Source organism: Paenibacillus shenyangensis, assembly GCF_000346635.1.
Lineage (GTDB): Bacteria > Bacillota > Bacilli > Paenibacillales > Paenibacillaceae > Saccharibacillus > Saccharibacillus dauci.
Genome location: NZ_AOIG01000030.1, coordinates 58,110 through 79,703 on the forward strand (window position 1 = coordinate 58,110; position 21,594 = coordinate 79,703).

Genomic DNA, 21,594 nt, shown 5'->3' on the forward strand with positions numbered 1-21,594 from the left:
TCATCAGTCTGATTCTAAAGGTGATTCTGATTTAGCGCAACCCGGTATGAATAAATAAAAACCGGAGCTGCATGGCAGACTCCGGCTTCAATATTAGGCAGCTATGCAGCTGCATTTTCATTTCGGTTGGAACAACATGTAATCATTACTTCTTTGTATGGATTACTGCTTTTTGGCTGGCAGCTGATTAAACAGCAAGTTAACTGGCAAGTTACTGCCCGGTGCTGCTGTGAACCAGATCTCTACAGATTCTGTATCCAGTGCTCCGGTACGATAGATAACTACATTATCGTTGGCGGAAGTAGCTGCACCGTTGTTTTTAATCGCTGTGCTGACACCATTCACAAAAATGTAACCGGAGTAACGACCACCACGGGCATTAAAGGAAATCAGTGTGTTTGGTGCTACCATATCCAGCTTGATTTTGTACAGTACACCAAAGTTACCTGCATTGGATGCTTCGGTCATGGACAATGGATCTGTACCTGTGAGGTTAGGATCGCTATTGTTGTCGCCCAGTGGAATACGTACATTGGAATTACCGATCAGGCCAGGTACATGCATAATGCGTGTTGCATTATCATACGTACCACGGTTATGGATACCATCGCGATCCAGTTTAGGCAAGGTAGCCATGGAAGCGATTGGATCTGCATTTTCATCAACCATCATAACTGTATATTGAACTGCAGCGTCACTTACCAGATCACCATACAGGGAGATAACATTATCCGGTTTGATAGTCGTTGCATTCAGCTGATTGAAAATGATTTGACTTTGTCCCGGCTGAATCACTACCGTTTGTGCATCCGCACCGGATTGAAGAGATTTGTAATAACGGTCAATGGAAACTTTACCCGCAGCAGTTGCATAAGGGTTAGGACCACCGAAACCTACATCCTGAATATTCAGGGTTGCAGGTGTAGCATTGGTATTGGTTGCAATAACGTACATCTTAACGCGTTTGCCGGTTTCGTTCAGATGGTGAACCATCAGACGTGTTGGGCCGGTAGCCGTCTCTTGATAAACAATACCTTCGGACAATGTTCTCTCCGGGCTGTTACTGCGGATCAAACGTACTGGCTCCGAAGTCACTTCGGACGTCATCGTCTGCCATGTTGGAATCTCGGCACCATTAATATTGAAAGAGTCACCAATCGGTGTAAACAGCGGATAGAACTGCTCTGCTGTGTAGAGTGTGTCATTGGTAATGTTAATTGTCTTGCTATAAGTTCCTGTAGCACCGTGTTTATCGGTTACTGTCAGCGTAATCGTCTGCGGTCCTGGTGTAAAGAAAGCCAGTTCCTTGTTGACCCACTGTGTTTTGGTTGCATCGATAGCATTCTCATCATCTGTACTCATATCTGTATAGTTGATGACTTCACCCATACGGTACGATTCGCTGTTTGTTGTGAACATGGCTACCGGTGGTTGGTTCGGAGGAAGTACATTGATCGTTACCGTGTATGGATCACTCCATTGTCCGGTAGAATCCATCACCTGATACGTAACCACATGAGCTCCTGCTTCAGCGAAAATATCTTCGCGGCCTGTCCAGCGCTCATCGGCAACCGGACCACCATCAGATGTTGTTGATTTGGTGGTGTACTGTACAGTTGTCTGTGTAGCATAGATCGCAGTAGGCGATACCGTAAAGGAAGCCGTAGGTTTTACCTGCAGATCCATGATCACCATTTTGCCCTGTACTGTATATGGAATATTCAGTGCAGCCGTGATGGAAGTCAGCGGTACCATGAATACACTTTTCTGTTGGTAAGAAGGGCCTTTCATCAGTGTACGTACACCATCTACTGTGTAATACTTACTGTCTGTTGTGAAACGCAGCTCTTTACCGTCTTTTTTCATAACGGTTTCTTTGGTCTTGGAATCATATGTAAGCGTCAGTCCAACACGCTCTACCAGTGCACGCACAGATACATAGGATACTCCATTTTTAACCGTCATCGGCTGGTTGGAATAATACAATTTACCATCACGGTAAATCTGATTGGAATTCATCATGAAGATCAATTTGTTAGGCCCTGCAGAGTATACATCTGTTACTACAGATGGCTGGCTTGTAGTAGGCGCAGCTGGTGTAGTAGGTGCAGTGGGCGTTGGTGTAGCGGGTACAGCTGGTGTAGTCGCTGGATCTGCAGGTGAAGTAGCCTCATCTGTAGTGCCGTCGTCTACTCCTGTCTGATCATCAGTCCCGGTAGTATCTGTAGTAGGATTGATGGATGGAACGGTATAGGTATTTGGGGCATTATCGTACACGTCCTGTACAATACCCGTGTCTGTATCGCCTTCTGCCGCAAATGCCTGACTGGCAGGGAATGCAGCAACGATTTGTGTAGAGGCGAGTACAGCCACTAGAAAACTCTTCTTGAATTTCATTATTCGACTCCTTCTTGTAGCAATCTACTGTAATTTAAATCTATAAAAATAGAATCCCCCCGAAATGACACATTATTAAGACGCAGCACTTTGTAAAAAGTTTCTCTGTTCTTGAGGAAAGCTTGCCGCTTTTTTCGCCATTCACATTTTAGACACAAATAGGCTGACAGCTACGACAAGTATTAGTCAAAATGGATGGGAATGTATATCCCCATCCAACTGTACTATTTATGTTAAGCACGATGACTTGTTTATACTTCGGCAGGATAATATTCATTCAGGCTGACTGGCAGTTTGCCAGTGGAAGGCTGGTTTCCTGTTAAAACAGCTGCGAGTGCTTCGATGGTGTATTTACGATTTTCATAACAACAGATATACGTATCCACTTCGGGCAGGTGATTCATATCGTATGGATTGCGTACCGATATTACGATGACCGGAAGATCGGGTAATGCTGCAAGTGCCGCAGTAAGTCGGGCTTGCCCTGCCGGAAGCTCACCGGCTGACGTATAGGTTGCCATCAGGATAAAGTCTGCTGTCTGTGCACGACGCATCACCTGTTCAATCTGCGCATTTTCCAGTTCGGCATCTACAACCATCTCATCTGTCACTATATGGTATGCACGAAGTGCCTCAGCCAGACTTGTCTGATGACCAGCAGGTTCATCCACTTCGGTCTCCCGGGTCACCTGTAGCCAAATGACCAGACCCTGCTGCTTGATCGACAGCGGCAGCTGTCCATTATCTTTGACAACGGTGATACTGCGTAAGGAAGCTTCACGAAGCACCTTTTCCGATTCAGAGGTATGCAGGCGAATTGCCTGGTCAGCATCTTTCCGAATAGGCTGATTCATTTCCCTTCTTGCCTTAAGTGATAAAATTCGCTGAACGGACTCATCAATGCGTTCTTCGGTCAGTCTCCCTTCGGCTACCGCTGCACGAACCGCTTCAATAGCAGCCACCTGATCGGTCAGTGTATGACTAACTAACAGGAGATCGGCACCTGCCTGCAGGGATCGCACTGCTGCTTCAGGAATAGGAAAATGCTTGGCAATAGCATGCATTTCCAAACAGTCGGTAATAATCAGCCCCTGGAACCCCATCTGCTCACGTAGTAGTCCGGTCAATACTGACGGGGATAAAGTCGCTGGGATCTGTTCCGGTTCGAACGCCGGGAAGATAACATGAGCAGACATGATCAAATCTACTCCAGCTTCAATAGCACGCTGAAAAGGAAGCAGTTCTACACTCTCCAGCCTGCTCCTGTCATAAGGCACAGAAGCCAGCCCATAATGGGAGTCTGTATCGGTATCGCCATGTCCAGGAAAATGTTTGGCCGTTGCAGCAACCTGTTCTGCCTGCATAGCTGTAATAGCTGCCGCTCCATGCTCTGCGACTTTGTCTGGCTTTTCCGAATAAGATCGTACACCAATAACCGGATTACGGGGATTATTATTTACATCGATACAGGGAGCGAGATTGAGATTAATCCCCAGCATGCGAAGCTCACGCGCACTGATAGCAGCCACTTGCCCCGTCAGTTCCGGATGATCTGCTGCGCCAAGCGACATATTGCCCGGAATGAGACTAAGCTCTTCCCGATCGATTCGGCTGACCATGCCACCCTCCTGATCAATCGAAATGAATAAAGGAGGCAGCTCGCTAGAGGCAGCCATCTGCTGAAGGTCGGTAGATAACTGAATAATTTGCTGCGGTGTACCTATATTACGGCGAAAATAGATTACTCCGCCTATAGCATACTGTTCAATTAATATTTTCACCTGTTCGTCCGGCACAATATCATGGAAACCACCTATAAATAACTGTCCGATTTTCTGATCAAGCGTCAGATCCGATAACTGAAACATATTCATGTATATCCTCCCTGTATCATGGACTGGTTATGCTCCTTCAGTATACGATCATGTTCTGAGGACAACAAGAAGCTCTCTTTATCCTGCTTGACCCCTGTAATGATCATGTATTTCCATTGGATATAGACAAGAAAAAACCTCTCTATCCCAAAGGACAGAAAAGCTCTTTCCGGCACATGCCTGTTATGATTTTCATCCTGCATCCCCCCGAATGCATTCTGACCCAATCATTTACAATAAAACGTCCATATTGCAGCGGCATGTACAGTGCCTGTATCTTGTGCATATATCGGAGAATTACAAAGTTATACGCAGGTTACCTGGCGGCGACCTTGTTCGATCAGGCGATAGGCACGTTCCACTTCTTCATCAGTCGGTGAAGGCACGCCATCCAGCGGATAGATGCGGCCCAGCGACTGCCATTTGTAAATGCCCATCTGGTGATAAGGAAGGATTTCGAATTTTTCTACACCTTTTAGGGTACCGATAAATTCGCCCAGCGCAATCAGATCTTCTTCAGCATCATGAATGCCGGGTACAAACACATGGCGTATCCACATTTTGCGGTCATGATCCGATAACCACTGTGCCAGTTTCAGCGTACGCTCATTGGATACTCCTGTCAGCTTTTTGTGCTTTTCATTATTGATATGTTTCAGATCCAGCATAACCAGATCGGTCACGTCCAACAATTCATGAATCTTTTCCCCATCATTGTATCCGTTACTATCCAGGGTAGTATGCAGATTCCAGCGTTCTTTTACCGCTTTGAACAATGCTTTGACAAAAGGAGCCTGAAGAGTCGGTTCACCGCCCGATACGGTTAGTCCACCGCCAGAACTGCGGTAATAATTGAGGTAAGGTTCAATCTCAGCCAGCACTTCTTCCAGCTGCATTACCTTGCCTCCGTCCAGATTCCAGGTATCGGGATTATGACAATACTGGCATTGCATCAGACACCCCTGCATAAATAATACGAAACGAATACCTGGACCATCGACAGTACCGAATGTTTCCAGCGAGTGAACACGGCCTGTTACCATGATCATTCAGCCCCTTTCCTTGTGGTGTGATTTGCCAAGCAGATTCAGGTAGGAATTAGCGAGGTTTCTAGAGTGACACCGCTTCGAGTAAATGGATTGCTCTTCTGCCGCTTGTTGTGTCAGGATATCTGGAATGACTGCTGAAGCAGTCGATATCCTGGCACAAAGGCGGCGTCTGAGCAATTCCATTTACTCTCCGCTCTATGTCGGGAGAAACGCCAATTTCTAAAAGATTGCAGTTGGCAAGCATTGGTGCGGTAATTTATTGATAAGTTGTTTATGCTTTTTATTACATTTTGTACGGTTTATTACATTGCGTTGTGGAACGTACGGTTGATAACGTCCAGCTGTTGTTCACGTGTCAATTTGATAAAGTTAACAGCGTAACCCGATACGCGGATTGTCAGCTGTGGATAGTTTTCTGGATGATCCATAGCGTCGATCAGCTGTTCACGATCAAAGACGTTGACGTTCAGGTGATGCGCATCGCTGCCGAAGTATCCATCCAGCATGGCAACCAGGTTAGATTTGCGGATTTCTTCTTCTTTACCCAGTGCTTTTGGCACGATCGAGAAGGTATTGGAAATACCATCCAAGCTGTGTTCGTATGGCAGTTTGGCAACAGAGCTCAGAGATGCCAAGGCACCTTTTTTGTCACGTCCGTGCATTGGGTTGGCACCTGGTGCGAATGGTTCGCCTGCTTTACGTCCATCTGGTGTAGTACCTGTTTTCTTGCCGTATACAACGTTAGAAGTAATGGTCAGTACGGATTGAGTAGGTACAGCTTCACGATACGTTTTGTGCTGACGAATCATACCCATGAATGTTTCAACGAGTTCAACAGCAATCTGGTCAACACGATCATCATTGTTACCATAGCAAGGGAATTCGCCTTCGATTTCGAAATCTATTGCAATGCCCTGTTCGTTACGAATAGGTTTAACTTTGGCATATTTGATAGCACTCAGTGAATCGGCTGCTACTGACAGACCGGCAATACCGCAAGCCATGGTACGCAGGATATCACGATCGTGCAGTGCCATTTCGATACGTTCGTAGCTGTATTTGTCATGCATGTAGTGAATGATGTTCAGTGCATCCATGTACACTTTGGACAGCCACTGCATCATTGGTTTGTAGCGTGCGATCACTTCATCATAGTCCAGATATTCGGAAGTGATTGCCGGGAATTCAGGGCCTACTTGAGCGCCGGATTTCTCGTCTTTACCACCGTTGATTGCGTACAGCAGCGTTTTGGCCAGGTTGGCACGAGCGCCGAAGAACTGCATTTGTTTACCGATACGCATTGCGGATACGCAGCAAGCAATACCATAGTCATCGCCATAGATTGGACGCATCAGATCATCATTTTCATACTGGATGGAGCTGGTTTCGATCGATACTTTGGCACAATATTTTTTGAAGCCTTCTGGCAGTTTTTCGGACCAGAGAACAGTCAGGTTCGGTTCCGGTGCAGGTCCCAGATTGTAGAGGGTATGCAGGAAGCGGAAGCTGCTCTTCGTTACTCTTGTTGTACCATCAACTGCCATACCACCGATCGACTCGGTTACCCATGTTGGATCACCACTGAACAGATCATTGTAATCCGGAGTACGCAGGAATTTGACGATACGCAGTTTCATTACGAAATGGTCAACCAGTTCCTGAGCGGTTTCTTCATTTAATGTGCCTTCTTGCAGATCACGCTGGATGTAAATATCCAGGAACGAAGATACGCGTCCAAGAGACATTGCCGCACCATTTTGTTCTTTGACAGCAGCGAGGTAACCGAAGTACAGCCATTGGAAAGCTTCTTTGGCATTTTGAGCTGGTTTGGAAATGTCCATACCGTGAGCTGCTGCCATTTGTTTCAGTTCATTCAGTGCACGATACTGCTCGCTGATTTCTTCACGCAAGCGGATCGTTGCTTCATCCATGCCTTCGCCAATAGTTTGATCATGTTCTTGTTGTTTTTGTTTCATCAGGAAGTCCACACCGTACAATGCTACCCGGCGATAGTCACCAATGATACGACCGCGGCCATAAGCATCTGGCAGACCCGTTACGATACCCGATTTGCGGGCTGCACGAATCTCTGCAGTGTAAGCATCGAATACACCCTGGTTATGTGTTTTGCGAATATTGGTGAATGTATCGACGATGGATTGTGGAACTTCAAAGCCGTAAGCTTTACAAGCATCGATAACCATCCGAATACCACCGTAAGGTTGAATAGAACGTTTGAAAGGCTCATCTGTCTGTACACCGACGATTTGTTCTTTTTCTTTGTCCAAGTAACCAGGACCATGGGATGTGATCGAACCTGGTGTGTTGACATCAACGTCCCATACGCCGCCTCTTTCACGTTCTTCTTTGGAGAGCTGGGATACGATTTTCCATAGATCATTTGTATTTTGAGTAGGTCCTGCCAGGAATGATTCATTTCCAAGGTAAGGATTGATATTCTCATCAATAAAGTTTTTAGTATCAACATGGTTGGTCCATTTCCCTTTGTTAAAACCTCTCCATGCATCCTGTTGTGACTGGTCCATTACATTTCTCTCGATTACCGACATTGATAATCCCTCCATAATTTGTGAATTTAATCACAAATGATATTGTAGCTGTACCTTGACTAAACATTGGACCGGCTACTGTGTGCTCCGGCTATGTCTTTATTATGACGGACAGACCCGTTTGAGTATGTGACATATATCACAAAAAAAGAGACAAAATATGATTTTTATCACTTTCTGTCACTGGTACAGCATAATTTTAAATATATAACAGATTAGTACGCTGCAGCTGAAGTTCTAGATTATAGAACACCATTTTATTGCCCACTCCAGCCAACCAGCAGTACAGCGGGTATCGAAATAGAGATACAGTTGCTGCAAGTTTGAAGTGTTCAAAATGATAATACATCACTTTGAAGAAAATTAGCGATAGAGTTATGGCTGCACCATTGCTTTGGAATGAATACTTTACAGATTTGTCCTCTGCAGAAATGTGGCTGGAACGCTTAATTTATGATAAGACAATTTGTTAAAATGATTATTCATTACTGATTCGCTATTCATGCAGCACTCATTCACCACTCTAGAAAGGAACAAGAGCTGCTCCTCCTGTTAAGCCTGGAGATTCTGAAATGTTAGAAAAAAGGTGAATCTTCAGGCTTAAACGTCGTCACTGCTCTTATTTCCTTTCTTCCGTTCCGTGCTTATTGCATCATTAGAAGGTGCACGGTGCGACATCATTTTATTTTCATCATGCTAAATTTCCATCTATCATCCCCTCTCTGGTATGAATTAATCAACACGAAAATGCATATACTGCTGCAAATGAATTCAGCTATTCATAAACTAGACTACTCGCAGCGAAGATAAGGGAATTCTCCTTCAAGCCGATATTTAAGAATGGATATGTACCGCTGCAAGCGGTGATTCAGACATATCCATTCTTAACCGGAGGCCGGAAGGAGAATTCCCTTACCGGAGCGCTTGCTACCTCCCCTTCCCATTAACCAGACCCATCCATTCATTTATTTATAAGTTCAACATTAAAAGTTGCAGTTGCAGTTGCAGTTGCAGCCCAATGATATGCGACTAGACGAAATAATAAAAGAATTGCTCCCACCCTCTGCGTACAGCAGCTAAGTGGAAGCAATCCCGATTATCAATAAACTACGTTATACAATTATAAGCGGCTTGCTGCTATTTATAAGCAACTTGCGTTGGTCTATGGTCTTACTCAAATTTGCCGTAGAAAGCGTTGCGGTATACATCAGCCAGTTCGGTCACCAGCGGCATTTTAGGATTGGCAGTTGTACATTGATCTTCAAATGCGCGATCAGCCAGGTAATCGACATGTGCTTCGAAGTCTTTGGCATCAAAGCCCAATGCTTCGAACGATTCAGGGATACCCAGTTTGCGGTTCAGATCACGGATAGCATTGATCAGGCTGGTTACACCTTCTTCGGTAGTACGTGCTGGCAGTCCCAGGATACGGGCAATTTCAGCGTAACGTTCGTCAGCGATGAAGTGCGAGTATTTAGGGAACGATGCGAATTTGGTTGGTTTTTTCGCATTGTAGCGAATAACATGCGGCATCAGGATCGCGTTGGTACGTCCGTGTGCAGTATGATATTGTCCGCCCCATTTGTGCGCCAAGCTGTGGTTAATACCCAGGAAGGCATTTGCAAAGGCCATACCGGCGATTGTCGAAGCATTATGCATTTTCTCACGAGCCAGTTTGTCGCCTTGCAGTGCGGATTGCTCCAAGTATTGGAATACCAGTTGGATCGCTTTGATCGCCAGACCATCAGTGTAGTCGTTAGCCATATTCGATACATACGCTTCAATCGCATGAGTCAGTACGTCCATACCGGTATCTGCTACAGCTACACGTGGCAGGGAGTAGACGAACTCAGGGTCTACAATCGCTACGTCTGGAGTCAGTTCATAGTCTGCCAGAGGATATTTGGTGTTGCCTTTTTCTTTGTCTGTAATAACCGCGAACGATGTTACTTCCGAACCTGTACCCGAAGTGGTAGGGATAGCAACAAATTGCGCTTTTTGTCCCAGATGTGGATATTTGTAGATCCGTTTGCGGATATCCATGAATTTTTGTTTCAGGTTATCGAATTCTACATCAGGGTATTCATAGAACAGCCACATACCTTTGGCAGCATCCATTGGTGATCCGCCGCCCAGTGCGATAATGCAGTCAGGCTGGAAGCGTTCCATCATTTGGCGACCGCGTTCTACTGTAGTCGTCGATGGATCCGGCTCTACGTCGGAGAATACTTCGATTGCTACCGGTGTCTGACGTTGACGCAGATAGTGCTCTACTTTTTCTACATATCCCAGTTGTACCATCATTGGGTCAGTAACGATGATAACACGGCTGATGTTTGGCATTTTAGCCAGATATTGAGTCGAACCTTTTTCAAAGTATACTTTGGAAGGAATCTTGAACCATTGCATATTCACGGTACGACGCGCCACCCTTTTCACGTTAATCAGATTGACTGCTGTTACATTGGAAGATGTCGAGTTACGTCCATACGATCCGCAGCCCAATGTCAGGGAAGGCAGGTTCGTATTGTAAATGTCGCCAATAGCGCCATGTGTCGAAGGAGAATTCACGATGATACGTCCGGTTTGCAGACGATCTGCGAATTTCTGGATGACTTCATCATTGTTGGAATGGATCGCCGAAGAGTGACCCATACCGCCGAATTCAACAACTTGTGCAGCACGCTCGATACCTTGCTCTGCATTTTTCACTTTATAACAAGCCAGTACAGGACTTAATTTTTCAGCGGACAATGGATATTTGGTGCCTACGCCTTCCAGTTCGGCAACCAGGATTTTGGTTCCTGCCGGAACAGTGATACCGCTCATTTCAGCGATTTTGGTTGCTGGTTGACCGACGATTGCCGGGTTGACTGCACATTTCTCTACATTCATAGCACCTGCAGTCAGTTTGCCAACTTCTTCTTTATTAAGGAAATAGCAGCCATTGTCGATCATCAGTTTTTTCACTTGCTCGAATACGGGCTCTTCGATGATAACAGCTTGTTCGGATGCGCAGATCATACCATTATCAAACGATTTGGACAGGATCAGGTCGGTTACAGCCTGTTTGAGATCCGCACTTTTCTCGATAAAGGCAGGTACGTTACCAGGACCTACGCCCAGCGCCGGTTTACCGCAGCTATAAGCTGCTTTGACCATTGCGCCACCGCCAGTAGCCAGAATCAATGCTACATCAGGATGATTCATCAATGCATTCGTTTTATCCATGGAAGGATTATCGATCCACTGGATACAATCTGCAGGAGCACCATGTTTGACAGCTGCTTCGAGCAGGATTCTTGCAGCTTCCTTACTGCATTGTTGTGCAGATGGGTGGAAACCGAAGATAATTGGGTTACGTGTCTTGATAGCGATCAACGCTTTGAACATTGTAGTTGATGTCGGGTTGGTTACCGGAGTGATCCCCATGATTGTGCCAACCGGTTCAGCGATTTTCTGGAAGTTGTCGTATGCATTGTCTTCAATGATACCAACTGTTTTTTCGTTTTTGATGCTGTGATATATATATTCAGTCGCAAAGATGTTTTTGGTGATTTTGTCTTCATATACCCCTCTGCCTGTTTCTTCAACAGCCAGCTTGGCGAGATACATGTGCTTGTCCAGTCCGGCAAGTGCCATGGCCTGTACAACTTCATCAATTTGTTCCTGATTCATTTTCATAAATGCGGCTTGTGCTTTGTTTGCTTTGTCGATCATTTTTTGAATTTCTTCCTGTGCAGTAACTTCTACGGTGCGAGTGGCATCATTTTTAACAGCCATTTCTCTCATCCTCCTCAGAATGTGTGGTGCTTTCTGTCTACGCACTGATCATAGCATAGAGATATAAATCATAATGTGATTTTTTTCACAATCAATTTTTATTTTTAAAAACTTAATCATCTTCTTTTTTCTTTTTGCATTTTGAACTAACTCGCGTTATAATATAAGTGAAAATAATCACAAAGTTTAAATTTAAAAACAATGATGACCATACTATTAGAAGCATTAATTTAAAGGAATATAAATTCAATTTAATTTAGTAAATTTTTCCTTAAAACATGATGCAATCCGATTATTTTCGCGTATAATTGGGAGATGAAGGGGAGGACGAACATGAATAAATTTGCAGAGATCATGAACAACAACGTCGAAGGAAACACATCGTGTTTTTCGGATATTAATATGGAGCGTATGCTGGCTTATGCGACAGAGCGCAGCATTCCTTCGGGGTCGCACCTATTTTGGGAAGGCGATCTGTCCGACAAGCTCTACTTTATCAAAAGTGGACGTGTGAAATTGACCAAATCAACCGATGAAGGTAAAGAACTTATTCTATATATGTATCAGTCTGGTGACATGATCGGACAGGCTGATCCGTTCTCCGGTACGCGGCTCGGATTCACAGCAGAGACACTTGAAGATACAGAAGTGGCAGTTATCGAACATAAAGATCTGGAGATGATTATCTGCCAGCACTGTGACTTTGCTATCGACTTTATGAAATGGATGGGTACGCATCATCGCCTAACCCAGACCAAAGTCCGTGACCTTATGCTGTATGGCAAACCAGGGGCCCTCTGCTCGACTCTGATTCGTCTCAGCAATACGTACGGCGAAGATTACAATGAAGACGGATCGATCCTGATCAACAAAAAAATCACCCATACGGATCTATCCAATATGATCGGTGCTACGCGTGAAAGTGTTAACCGTATGCTCAGTGATCTGCGCAAAAAAGACGTGATTGAATATGAGCATGGCATGATCATTATTCATGATATGGAAGCTCTGCAGGAAGTATGTCACTGTGAACTCTGCCCACGAGAAATATGCCGGATCTGATTACGCCGACTTCTCTCCCCGGCGTTGACCAATTGCGCGAATAACTATATAACAAGGTACATGCAAAAAAGCTTTCCGCTGATAAATACCAAGCGGAAAGCTTTTTAATTGAGACAGCGTCTGCCGGCCCGGATGGAGGTGTAAAGTATTAATCCACCCACTGCTCTGCCCAATTCTGGATTTGTTCCATAACGGGTTGAAGCGCCCGACCTTTGTCAGTCAGTTCATACTCAATTCGTACCGGTGTCTCCGGATATACCTGGCGAGTCAAAATACCGCTTCCCTCCAGATCCTTCATTCGCTCCGAAAGCATTTTATCGCTCATCATCGGAATAAGATTCGAGATATCCTTAAAACGTTTTGGTCCGCTCATCAGAGACTGAATAATCAGACCATTCCATCTTTTTCCGAGAAAAGAAAAAGCGGTCTCAAAGCGAGGGCATAATCCCAATTGATGCTGTTCCATGTCTTTTCACCTCTTCATCCGTCCATAGCACAATAATGGGTTGTCGTAAGCTTTGTATATATATAAATTCGATGTAAGCTTACAATTAGTTAGCATATATATTTTAACACATTTTACCTAATAAGAAAACGAAAACATTATGATCATCACTGATGTTCAGCTATCTGCGATTTTTGACTAATCAGTTCACGCAGCTGCTTGAGATCACCGTCAATAACATCGGTCAATGATCTATTATACAGCACAGCCGCCGGATGATACATAGGAAAAATACAATATTCTTGTTCGGACCAAAAATATCCTTTCTCGGGATAATCTCTTTCCACTTGCTGAATCTTGCTGTAAATCGGCTGTCCATGTACAGCAGTAATGGTATATCCATCTCCCAGCAGCCGCTGCAGACCAATATTTCCCAGTGTAATCAGAATCTCCGGCTGTACAATAGTAATTTCCTGATCAAGAATTGGAGCAAAGGCCAGTACTTCTGCCCGGGTCGGTGTTCGATTGGAACGGCTGAGACGATCTGGATTTCCTTTGACGGGTTTATCCTTATACGGACGGCTGCGTACCGAACTGGTAATGTACAAATCGTCTCTTGTAATCTCCAGTGCATCGAGATAACCATCCAGCACCTTGCCTGCCTGACCGGAAAAAGGTCGTCCATTCTGCACTTCTGTCGCTCCCGGTGCTTCTCCTACCATCATCAATCTGCCAGGCCATTTACCAAATCCGGTCAGGAATCCTTCCAATCTCAGATCTTTGACTCTCTCCAGGCAGGCATGAACCAGTTCCGGAGATAGCGGTGCAGGTCCGATATGCGTGTCTGACTCATTGTGATTTAACATATCCACACCCCATTTACCGGATAATTTGTATAATATTTCACTTTGCAAAAAATCTTTTTCGTTGAACATCGCGTCTAACAAGTTAAAGGCTAATTTGTATACATATTTTATTTACCCAATTTTTTGCAATCTGCTTACGCAAAAAGTACGTCCGCTATTCTTCTGCGGACGTACTCTGTGTTATTGCTATGGTTTGAATTTCAACATACAAGCAAGGCTTACCGGCAATCGTGTACAATGGGATACAATCAACAAGGTTGCTGGAGTATGATTAAATCTCTTCGGTTGACCGAAGAACGTATTCAGCCTGTCTATTATGCTGAAAATGCTTTGGCTGGATAGTTATGAAATACTTATACCAGTACTTTACCACCGATCGTACGTTTTGGCTCAGTCCGTCCAAATGCAGGACGGGCATTTTCTGCTGGTTGTGCCCAGCGTACTGCATTGGAGATGATATGCATAATATCCTGGTTGTAGTACGTAGGATACGTCTCATGGCCTGGGCGGAAGTAGAAGATTTTACCATGACCACGACGGTAGGTACAACCGCTGCGGAATACTTCGCCACCTTCAAAGTTACTCAGGTATACCAGCTCATCCGGAGCCGGTACATCGAAGAACTCGCCGTACATTTCCTCTTTATCCAGTGTGATCGATGGATTGACACCCTGCGAGATCGGATGATTCGGGTTAACACACCACAGAATTTCCTGTTCGTCTGCGACACGCCATTTCAGATCGCAGCTGGTACCCATCAATTGCTTGAACGGTTTGGAGAAGTGTCCGGAGTGCAGCACGATCAATCCCATGCCTTCCTGAACACGTCTTACAACGGCTTCAGCAATATCATCATCAACGAGGTCGTGTGCAGTGTGTCCCCACCACAGCATAACATCGGTAGAGTTCAGAACGGATTCTGTCAGACCATGCTCATCCTGATCCAGTGTTGCTGTGCGGCAGGCGAACCCTTCTTTGGTCAATCCGTCTGCAAGTACTTTGTGAATTCCATCCGGGTATACAGCTTTGACGTCGTCGCGGATTTGCTCATGTACAAACTCATTCCAGACTGTTACGTTAATCATACTATTATTGCCTCCCTGTTGTTAGACCCACCACATCTCGCCAAGTTCTTCTTCGATCATCACCTGCTGCAAGTTATGGACGGCTTTAGTGAAACCCTCATTTACGGACATCAGTCCGTCTTCATGCTCTATACTAACGACGTAGTCATATCCAACTAATCTTAATGCACTGACGATATCAGCCCACGTTTTTACATCGTGGCCATAACCTACGGTGCGGAATTGCCATGCACGATCTTGCATCTCAGCGTAGGAGTGCATGTCCGTTACACCGTTCATATTCATATTATCGGTATCTGTAAGCGTATCTTTAGCATGAAAGTGATGAATTGCGCCATTTTTCCCCAAAATTTTTATTGCGGCTACCGGATCGATGCCTTGCCACCACATATGACTCGGGTCAAGGTTGGCTCCAATCACTTCACCAGCTGCTTCTCGCAGACGCAGCAGCGTACCCGGTGTATGAACGGAGAATCCACCATGCAGTTCCAGACCGACTTTGACGTTGTGCTGTTCAGCGAACTTGCCTGTCTCTGTCCAGTAAGGAATAATTTTCTCGTTCCACTGCCAATCCAGCAGTTCACGGTAATCATTTGGCCATGGTGCTACAGGCCAGTTGGGATATTTGGCATCATCACTCTCACCCGGACATCCGGAAAATGTATTAACGACCGGTACTTCCAGCTTCTCGGCCAATTGTACGGATTTGATGAAAGAATCATGTGCTTCTTTGGCAATCGCTTTTTGCGGATGAAGCGGATTATCATGACAGCTCAGTGCGCTAATGATCAGACCGCGCGAATCAATCGCCTGTTTGAATGCTTTGAGCTTGCCATTATCAGCCAGCAGCTCATCGGTGTTGCAGTGTACGTTACCCGGATTACCACCGGTACCGATCTCGACTGCCTTGACACCTTTTGCAGCTACATAGTCCAGCGCCTCCTCGAAGCCCATATTGTTAAGCAATACCATAAATACGCCTAATTTCATTCGTTCATCCTCCTGGTTCAACTGTTTTTAGTGGTAAGGTGAATATAATGCAATATTTGCTGCCGCGAAGATTCTATATCTATTAATACGTAAAGTAAAGGTGAAAAGTTTGCTTTTTGGCGAAGTTTTTAAATAAAATTTACCCTAAATGGCTAGAACATCCATATTTCCTGCTATATTCAGGATTCCAGATAAACGGCTTTGCCCGTACGAGCCGATTCATAGATCGCTTCGAGAATCTGTGTCACGACCAGAGCCTGTTCCGGTTTTACCAGAGGCTCCTTGTCTTCTACAATAGCTTCCAGCCACATTCTCGCTTCACGGTCTGATTCGTTTTCGGAACCCCCGGAATAAAAAGCTACTCCGCCGGAGCCCATATCAATTTTGCTGTCATACAGCCGGCTATTTTTCTCGCCGTTGATATGTAGTCCATCTGTCATATCGGCTCCGCCCTCCGTACCACACAGTATGCTCTGTGCTTCGGCGAACTTGCGCAGATTGATTGCCCAACTGGATTCCAGAGAAATAACCGCTCCATTTTCCATAGTAATAAATCCAAAAGCCGAATCTTCTACTTTGAACTGCTCGGGGTCCCATGGACCAAAAGCATTGGCAGCGTTTTGACGGGAACCCAGCTTATGGAATGTTGATCCCATTACACTTTTGGGTTTGTAGTTATCCATCAGCCACAGTGTCATATCCAGTGCATGAGTACCGATATCGATGAGTGGTCCTCCGCCTTGTTTTTCCTCATCAAGGAATACTCCCCATGTAGGAACTGCACGGCGGCGAAGTGCGAGTGCTTTACCATAATACACATCGCCCAGATCACCTTGCTCGACCATTTGTTTGAGATAAAGAGTATCATCACGGAAACGATTCTGATAGGCGATGGACAATTTCTTGCCTGTACGCTCTGCGGCTTCTATCATGGTGCGAGCTTCAGCCGTTGACTTGGCCATCGGTTTCTCGCACATCACATGCTTGCCGGCTTCGAGTGCATCTACTGTAATCACCGCATGAGAATCATTGGGTGTGCAGACATGAATAACATCGATACTCTCATCTTCCAAAAGCTGCTTGTAATCAGTATATACTTTGGCATTTTCGCTACCGTACTGCTCGGCTGCTTCCGAAGCACGTTCTTCCACAATGTCACAGAAGGCAACGATTCTAGCCAGTGGCTGCTTGGACAGGCTCGGCAGATGCTTGTTCTGGGCAATCCCTCCGCAGCCGATAATACCAATATTGAGTGCACGATCAGACATTCACGACGCCTCCCTTGGCGCCATAGCTTTTCACCCAGTTCATGCTTTGTTCAATACTTTGCATAGGTGCCTGCAGGCTGTTATCCTGCTCCACTACGATCCATTCTGCTCCTGCTTTATCTGCTGCATCTCCAATACGTGCTACAGGCGCTTCGCCTTCACCCAGTTCCATCATTTGGATACCATCATCGGTACGCTTGAAGTCTTTCCAGTGCACGATCGGCAGTCTACCCGCATATTTATTAATATATTCAACCGCGTCATGACCGCTGTATTCTACCCATGCACTGTCCAGCTCTACCTGAATCAGGTCGGCAGGAATCTCTTCGTACATGGCATCAAGTACGGTACGTCCGCCAATTTTTTCAGTAAATTCAAAATCATGATTGTGATACAGCAATACCACATCATTTTTATTGCAAATTTCACCCAGTTTACGCAGATTTTCGAAAATCTCCGGCCAGTTGCTACGCTGCTCCTCTGCCAGATAAGGAACAATAATATAACGATTTCCGATAGCTTTGTTAAAATCAATCAGGGACTGTGCATCTTCCAGCAAATCCACGTACGGCGTATGCGCACCTACAACTTCCAGATTGTGTTTGTCCAGCAGTGCTTTGACCTGTTCTGCTGTTCTGCCATAGTATCCAGCAAATTCTACACCCTGATAGCCCAGAGCAGCTACTTTTTCAATAGTTCCTTCAAAATCGCGTTCCAGATCTTCGCGTACTGTGTATAATTGCAATCCGACTTTTAACATAGCTTCAATCACTCCTGTAGGGTAGTTTGTACTCATAAATTACAGCTAATGATGTGATATCTGGTTGTCGTTATAAATCGTATTCGTAACCTTCAAGCCTGGTGATCAATGAATGTGCAGCAGTAACTTACTGATCGCTGCTACCCTGACGATAACCTGCACGACTCTGAATGATTACATGTTTGCCTTCAAGAGAAGAACGCTGGAAGGCATGCATCACTTCAAGTACATGATAGGCCAGTTCACCGCTCGCACGATGCGGACGATTCTCTTGAATCGCCTGTACCATCTCATTAACCCCTTTACCACGATCATTATTGACCGGTTCAAATACCGGCGGCAACGTTTCGTATTCGTCCGAACCTGCTCGTCTCAGACGAACATCTCCATCAAAAAAGTTGGGATCCGGAATATCCAGTGTTCCCGCGGTACCATAAATCTCCATACGCGGCAGCTGCGAGCCTCCTGGAATATCAAAACTTGTTACCATCGTAGCAATTGCACCATTTTCAAAATCAACGGTTCCTGCCAGATGTGTTGGCGTCTGTACACGAATCGGTGTACCCGCTTTTGGCCCGCTGTGTACGACACGATCCGGCATCTGAATTCCCGCAGAAGAGCTAACTCTTGTCATTGAACCAAGCAGGCTTGCGAGCGCTGTCAAATAATAAGGTCCCATGTCGAACATCGGTCCGCCACCCTGGGCGTAAAAGAATTCCGGGTCCGGGTGCCATGATTCCGGGCCTGCTCCCATCATAAAGGCAGAAGCTGCAATCGGACGTCCGATCAGACCACTTTCAATTGCATGACGTGCAGTCTCAATACCGGCTCCAAGAAAAGTATCCGGTGCACTGCCCACCCGCTTGCCTGCTTCCTTGGCTTTCTCCAGTGTACGCCGCCCATCGTCAAGCGATACAGCGAATGGTTTCTCGGCATATACATGCTTGCCTGCAGCCAGCGCTGCCTGATTTACACTCGCATGTGCTGCAGGAATGGTCAGGTTAATAATCAATTCGATATCTTCCTGCTGCATCAATTCTTCTGGAGTGAAGACGTTTACAATACCAAACTCTTCAGCCCGCTCTTTGGCTTTTTCAATCACCATGTCAGCGCATGCCACAATTTCGACAACCGGACTGGATTTGAGATTTTTGAAATAAATAGCACTTATGTTACCGCATCCGACTAATCCGGCTTTCATTCGCTTCACAGGTAATCCTCCTCTGTTTTGCGCAATGTATGATAAACCCTTATGTATACTTGGACTTATCCATACCATTGTCCGTTTGTGTATCACATCGAAAAGATGGTGTTTTTAAGCTCGTTACCATAGTATTACTAAACGGCATCAATTAAAATGAATAATATGATCGAAACATGAACTATTTGGTCAAAATTTAAATTTGTTGCTGAAATGAGGATCATTTAATGGATGGACATGGAAAAGAATGTAAAGTATTCACAGCCGGATATTCCTTTCACCGGAAACCTTTTCATATGCACGAGCCTCAGGGAATACAGAACTATCTGTTTCGCTTTCAAACCGAAGGCAGCTGCCAACTGCGTCAAAATGGTCAACTGGTAAATGTAGAAGTAGGCGATCTTCATATCTATGCTCCAGATCAGCCTTATGAACTGCGAATTGATTACACACCCGCTTCTACAGGCAAATCAATTGTAGAAAGTGGCGATTACCATATCTTTTTCGGCGGAGAATGGGCAGATGAATGGTGGCAGCAGCGCAAGCGTCCTGCACGAGTCAAGATTCCGCTGACGGATAATATTATGGATCTGATGCGCCAGATTTCTATGGAGAAACGACGGATGGACAATCCGTATCCCGAGATTCTCTCTCATTATATGAAAATTCTTTGCATGTCTGTAGACCGCTATTTATCAGAGCAACCTACTGGCGGACCCAAAACTTATCTGGCATATCAGATCAAAAATTACATTGAAGAAAATGCCTCGTCTACCTTTAAATTAGAGGATATTGCGCTGCATATTGGTATCAGTGTGTCGAGAGCCGTCCATCTGTTCAAAGAAGCTTTTGATACGACGATCATGCAGTACGCGCTGGAAGTCAGGCTAAATATGGCTCAGGAGCGCATCATGTTTAGCCCTATGCCACTCGAAGAAGTAGCAGAATCGTCAGGATTCGCCAACTATACTTATTTTCACCGTGTATTCCGTTCCAAATTTGGAATGTCACCCAAGGAATTCCGCATTTCCAAACGGGAGCACATTACGTAAACATACACATGAATCCCCTATATGCTTATTAAATTAAAAAAAGGGCTGCCAGCTGCAGCCCCTCTTTATTATATAGATGACATCTATGCTATCCGATATCAAAACGTATGGTTTTTTAACTTAGTTCTTTTTGGCAGCATGCAGTTCGGTCAGTTCATTAATAATATTACGGCTGATCAGTTTGCCTTTGAAATACACCAGATCTTCGGTTTCTCCTGTAAAAATGCAGGAAGGCTCGTATTTTCTCAAAATAATACGGTCACTATCCACAAAAATCTCCAATCCATCTTTTACATCAATATTCATAATACGACGCAATTCGATCGGAATAACCACTCTTCCCAATTCATCCACTTTTCTTACAATACCGGTAGCTTTCATCATCTTGTTTCTCCTCCAATATCAACATTCTACATTTATCTACATTTTTTTATTCGTAATATTTATCATTAAACCACATCCCTAATCGGTTGCCAAGTTGTTATTCGCAATTATATATAATTTTTTAAATAATAAATTTTTAAATAAATTAGTATGGATATCCAATCATGATAAAAGTATAGTGTACAAAGCTTGAATTTATGCATTTCCGAAATTTGTGGTTATTTATGTCTTCTGTATTCAGTGGATATACAAAAAATCCCAGCAGCCATGTTCACGATGTGAATCGACTCGCCGGGTTATTCTGATTGTATGAATATTTATTATACAGCTATCAAGAATACGCACGGTGCATGATTTTTTGTCAAAACGAAATCGTATCATCTTCAATTAACAAAAGCTGCTATATAACAGTGTTAAAAAAACATCTACTCTTCGTTTTGTCTTCTGCGGATAGCTTCCTGATCTTCGAGTGCCTCGCTAATCACAAAAGCCAAATCCTCATTGCCGTATACAGATAACACACCAAATAGGGTGTCATTTGGAATATCGCCTGCTTCTTCTTTGGGTACGGTCAGCCGAATCCCCTGTTCCAGACGCGGATTATCCACTTGATCCGGATACGCGCGCTGGTACAGATCTTTGGCATCAAATCCATTATTTACACACCACTGGGTGAATACAAGAATCATCATGTCTTCATCCTGACGATAACTCTCCAGCACCTGCTCTTCACGCTTCTTCATTTGCTCTTCCCGCGTCATAAATTCATAATCATCCATTGAAGTACCTCCTTCACTTAATAATGCTG

Annotated in this window: 16 protein-coding genes; 2 read left to right on the forward strand and 14 right to left on the reverse strand. The window is 44.8% G+C overall.

Features of this window, described 5'->3' with window-relative positions; genetic code table 11:
- Positions 1-162: 162 nt before the first annotated feature.
- The 5 genes from H065_RS0122175 to adhE form a co-directional block, all read right to left on the reverse strand.
- Complete coding sequence (locus H065_RS0122175; protein WP_017815295.1) at positions 163-2,397, reverse strand: stalk domain-containing protein; 2,235 nt, start codon at positions 2,395-2,397, stop codon at positions 163-165.
- 251 nt (positions 2,398-2,648) lie between these two features.
- A complete protein-coding gene (locus H065_RS0122180) occupies positions 2,649-4,271 on the reverse strand; it encodes a glycoside hydrolase family 3 N-terminal domain-containing protein (protein ID WP_017815296.1) in 1,623 nt (540 codons plus the stop codon).
- Positions 4,272-4,576: 305 nt separating this feature from the next.
- Positions 4,577-5,314, reverse strand: a complete 738-nt coding sequence (gene pflA / locus H065_RS0122190; protein WP_026136392.1) for a pyruvate formate-lyase-activating protein — start codon at positions 5,312-5,314, stop codon at positions 4,577-4,579.
- A 308-nt stretch (positions 5,315-5,622) separates the two neighbouring features.
- Positions 5,623-7,890, reverse strand: coding sequence for a formate C-acetyltransferase (pflB, locus tag H065_RS0122195; protein ID WP_017815299.1), 2,268 nt, complete (start codon positions 7,888-7,890; stop codon positions 5,623-5,625).
- 1,170 nt (positions 7,891-9,060) lie between these two features.
- Positions 9,061-11,673 carry a bifunctional acetaldehyde-CoA/alcohol dehydrogenase gene (adhE, locus tag H065_RS0122200; protein ID WP_017815300.1) on the reverse strand — a complete coding sequence of 871 codons (2,613 nt, stop codon included), beginning with the start codon at positions 11,671-11,673 and terminating at the stop codon, positions 9,061-9,063.
- 333 nt (positions 11,674-12,006) lie between these two features.
- On the opposite strand from adhE, the gene H065_RS0122205 reads away from it, so the two are divergent.
- Positions 12,007-12,735: a Crp/Fnr family transcriptional regulator gene (locus H065_RS0122205; RefSeq protein WP_017815301.1), complete on the forward strand. Its 729-nt coding sequence runs from the start codon at positions 12,007-12,009 to the stop codon at positions 12,733-12,735.
- A gap of 148 nt (positions 12,736-12,883) precedes the next feature.
- On the opposite strand, the gene H065_RS0122210 is transcribed toward H065_RS0122205, so the two are convergent.
- The 7 genes from H065_RS0122210 to H065_RS0122240 all read right to left on the reverse strand — a co-directional run bounded on the left by H065_RS0122210 (position 12,884) and on the right by H065_RS0122240 (position 19,359).
- Positions 12,884-13,201: a winged helix-turn-helix transcriptional regulator gene (locus tag H065_RS0122210; protein ID WP_017815302.1), complete on the reverse strand. Its 318-nt coding sequence runs from the start codon at positions 13,199-13,201 to the stop codon at positions 12,884-12,886.
- Between the two features lie 146 nt (positions 13,202-13,347).
- Positions 13,348-14,046, reverse strand: coding sequence for a uracil-DNA glycosylase (locus H065_RS0122215; RefSeq protein ID WP_017815303.1), 699 nt, complete (start codon positions 14,044-14,046; stop codon positions 13,348-13,350).
- Between the two features lie 353 nt (positions 14,047-14,399).
- The gene (locus H065_RS0122220; protein ID WP_017815304.1) at positions 14,400-15,131 is read right to left on the reverse strand and encodes a ThuA domain-containing protein; all 732 of its coding nucleotides are present in this window, start codon (positions 15,129-15,131) and stop codon (positions 14,400-14,402) included.
- A gap of 21 nt (positions 15,132-15,152) precedes the next feature.
- Positions 15,153-16,121 (reverse strand): sugar phosphate isomerase/epimerase family protein, encoded by a 969-nt coding sequence (locus H065_RS0122225; RefSeq protein WP_017815305.1) that lies wholly within the window; start codon positions 16,119-16,121, stop codon positions 15,153-15,155.
- A 179-nt stretch (positions 16,122-16,300) separates the two neighbouring features.
- Positions 16,301-17,389: a Gfo/Idh/MocA family protein gene (locus tag H065_RS0122230; protein ID WP_017815306.1), complete on the reverse strand. Its 1,089-nt coding sequence runs from the start codon at positions 17,387-17,389 to the stop codon at positions 16,301-16,303.
- Positions 17,382-18,149 carry a sugar phosphate isomerase/epimerase family protein gene (locus H065_RS0122235; protein ID WP_017815307.1) on the reverse strand — a complete coding sequence of 256 codons (768 nt, stop codon included), beginning with the start codon at positions 18,147-18,149 and terminating at the stop codon, positions 17,382-17,384. The genes H065_RS0122230 and H065_RS0122235 overlap by 8 nt, the downstream gene beginning before the upstream one ends.
- A 127-nt stretch (positions 18,150-18,276) precedes the next feature.
- Positions 18,277-19,359 carry a Gfo/Idh/MocA family protein gene (locus tag H065_RS0122240; RefSeq protein WP_017815308.1) on the reverse strand — a complete coding sequence of 361 codons (1,083 nt, stop codon included), beginning with the start codon at positions 19,357-19,359 and terminating at the stop codon, positions 18,277-18,279.
- 218 nt (positions 19,360-19,577) lie between these two features.
- On the opposite strand from H065_RS0122240, the gene H065_RS0122245 reads away from it, so the two are divergent.
- On the forward strand, positions 19,578-20,402 hold the full coding sequence (locus H065_RS0122245) for an AraC family transcriptional regulator (RefSeq protein ID WP_017815309.1): 825 nt from the start codon (positions 19,578-19,580) through the stop codon (positions 20,400-20,402).
- A gap of 120 nt (positions 20,403-20,522) precedes the next feature.
- On the opposite strand, the gene H065_RS0122250 is transcribed toward H065_RS0122245, so the two are convergent.
- Together H065_RS0122250 and yxiS are read right to left on the reverse strand one after the other, a co-directional pair.
- Positions 20,523-20,786, reverse strand: coding sequence for an AbrB/MazE/SpoVT family DNA-binding domain-containing protein (locus tag H065_RS0122250; protein WP_017815310.1), 264 nt, complete (start codon positions 20,784-20,786; stop codon positions 20,523-20,525).
- Between the two features lie 425 nt (positions 20,787-21,211).
- The gene (gene yxiS / locus H065_RS0122255; protein ID WP_017815311.1) at positions 21,212-21,565 is read right to left on the reverse strand and encodes a protein YxiS; all 354 of its coding nucleotides are present in this window, start codon (positions 21,563-21,565) and stop codon (positions 21,212-21,214) included.
- Between the last annotated feature and the right edge of the window lie 29 nt (positions 21,566-21,594).

Excerpts from the sequence above, each read along its gene's own strand:
- H065_RS0122175 (WP_017815295.1), bottom strand. The coding sequence starts at position 2,397 with ATGAAATTCAAGAAGAGTTTTCTAGTGGCTGTACTCGCCTCTACACAA.
- H065_RS0122180 (WP_017815296.1), bottom strand. The coding sequence starts at position 4,271 with ATGAATATGTTTCAGTTATCGGATCTGACGCTTGATCAGAAAATCGGA.
- pflA (WP_026136392.1), bottom strand. The coding sequence starts at position 5,314 with ATGGTAACAGGCCGTGTTCACTCGCTGGAAACATTCGGTACTGTCGAT.
- pflB (WP_017815299.1), bottom strand. The coding sequence starts at position 7,890 with ATGTCGGTAATCGAGAGAAATGTAATGGACCAGTCACAACAGGATGCA.
- adhE (WP_017815300.1), bottom strand. The coding sequence starts at position 11,673 with ATGGCTGTTAAAAATGATGCCACTCGCACCGTAGAAGTTACTGCACAG.
- H065_RS0122205 (WP_017815301.1), top strand. The coding sequence starts at position 12,007 with ATGAATAAATTTGCAGAGATCATGAACAACAACGTCGAAGGAAACACA.
- H065_RS0122210 (WP_017815302.1), bottom strand. The coding sequence starts at position 13,201 with ATGGAACAGCATCAATTGGGATTATGCCCTCGCTTTGAGACCGCTTTT.
- H065_RS0122215 (WP_017815303.1), bottom strand. The coding sequence starts at position 14,046 with ATGTTAAATCACAATGAGTCAGACACGCATATCGGACCTGCACCGCTA.
- H065_RS0122220 (WP_017815304.1), bottom strand. The coding sequence starts at position 15,131 with ATGATTAACGTAACAGTCTGGAATGAGTTTGTACATGAGCAAATCCGC.
- H065_RS0122225 (WP_017815305.1), bottom strand. The coding sequence starts at position 16,121 with ATGAAATTAGGCGTATTTATGGTATTGCTTAACAATATGGGCTTCGAG.
- H065_RS0122230 (WP_017815306.1), bottom strand. The coding sequence starts at position 17,389 with ATGTCTGATCGTGCACTCAATATTGGTATTATCGGCTGCGGAGGGATT.
- H065_RS0122235 (WP_017815307.1), bottom strand. The coding sequence starts at position 18,149 with ATGTTAAAAGTCGGATTGCAATTATACACAGTACGCGAAGATCTGGAA.
- H065_RS0122245 (WP_017815309.1), top strand. The coding sequence starts at position 19,578 with ATGGATGGACATGGAAAAGAATGTAAAGTATTCACAGCCGGATATTCC.
- H065_RS0122250 (WP_017815310.1), bottom strand. The coding sequence starts at position 20,786 with ATGATGAAAGCTACCGGTATTGTAAGAAAAGTGGATGAATTGGGAAGA.
- yxiS (WP_017815311.1), bottom strand. The coding sequence starts at position 21,565 with ATGGATGATTATGAATTTATGACGCGGGAAGAGCAAATGAAGAAGCGT.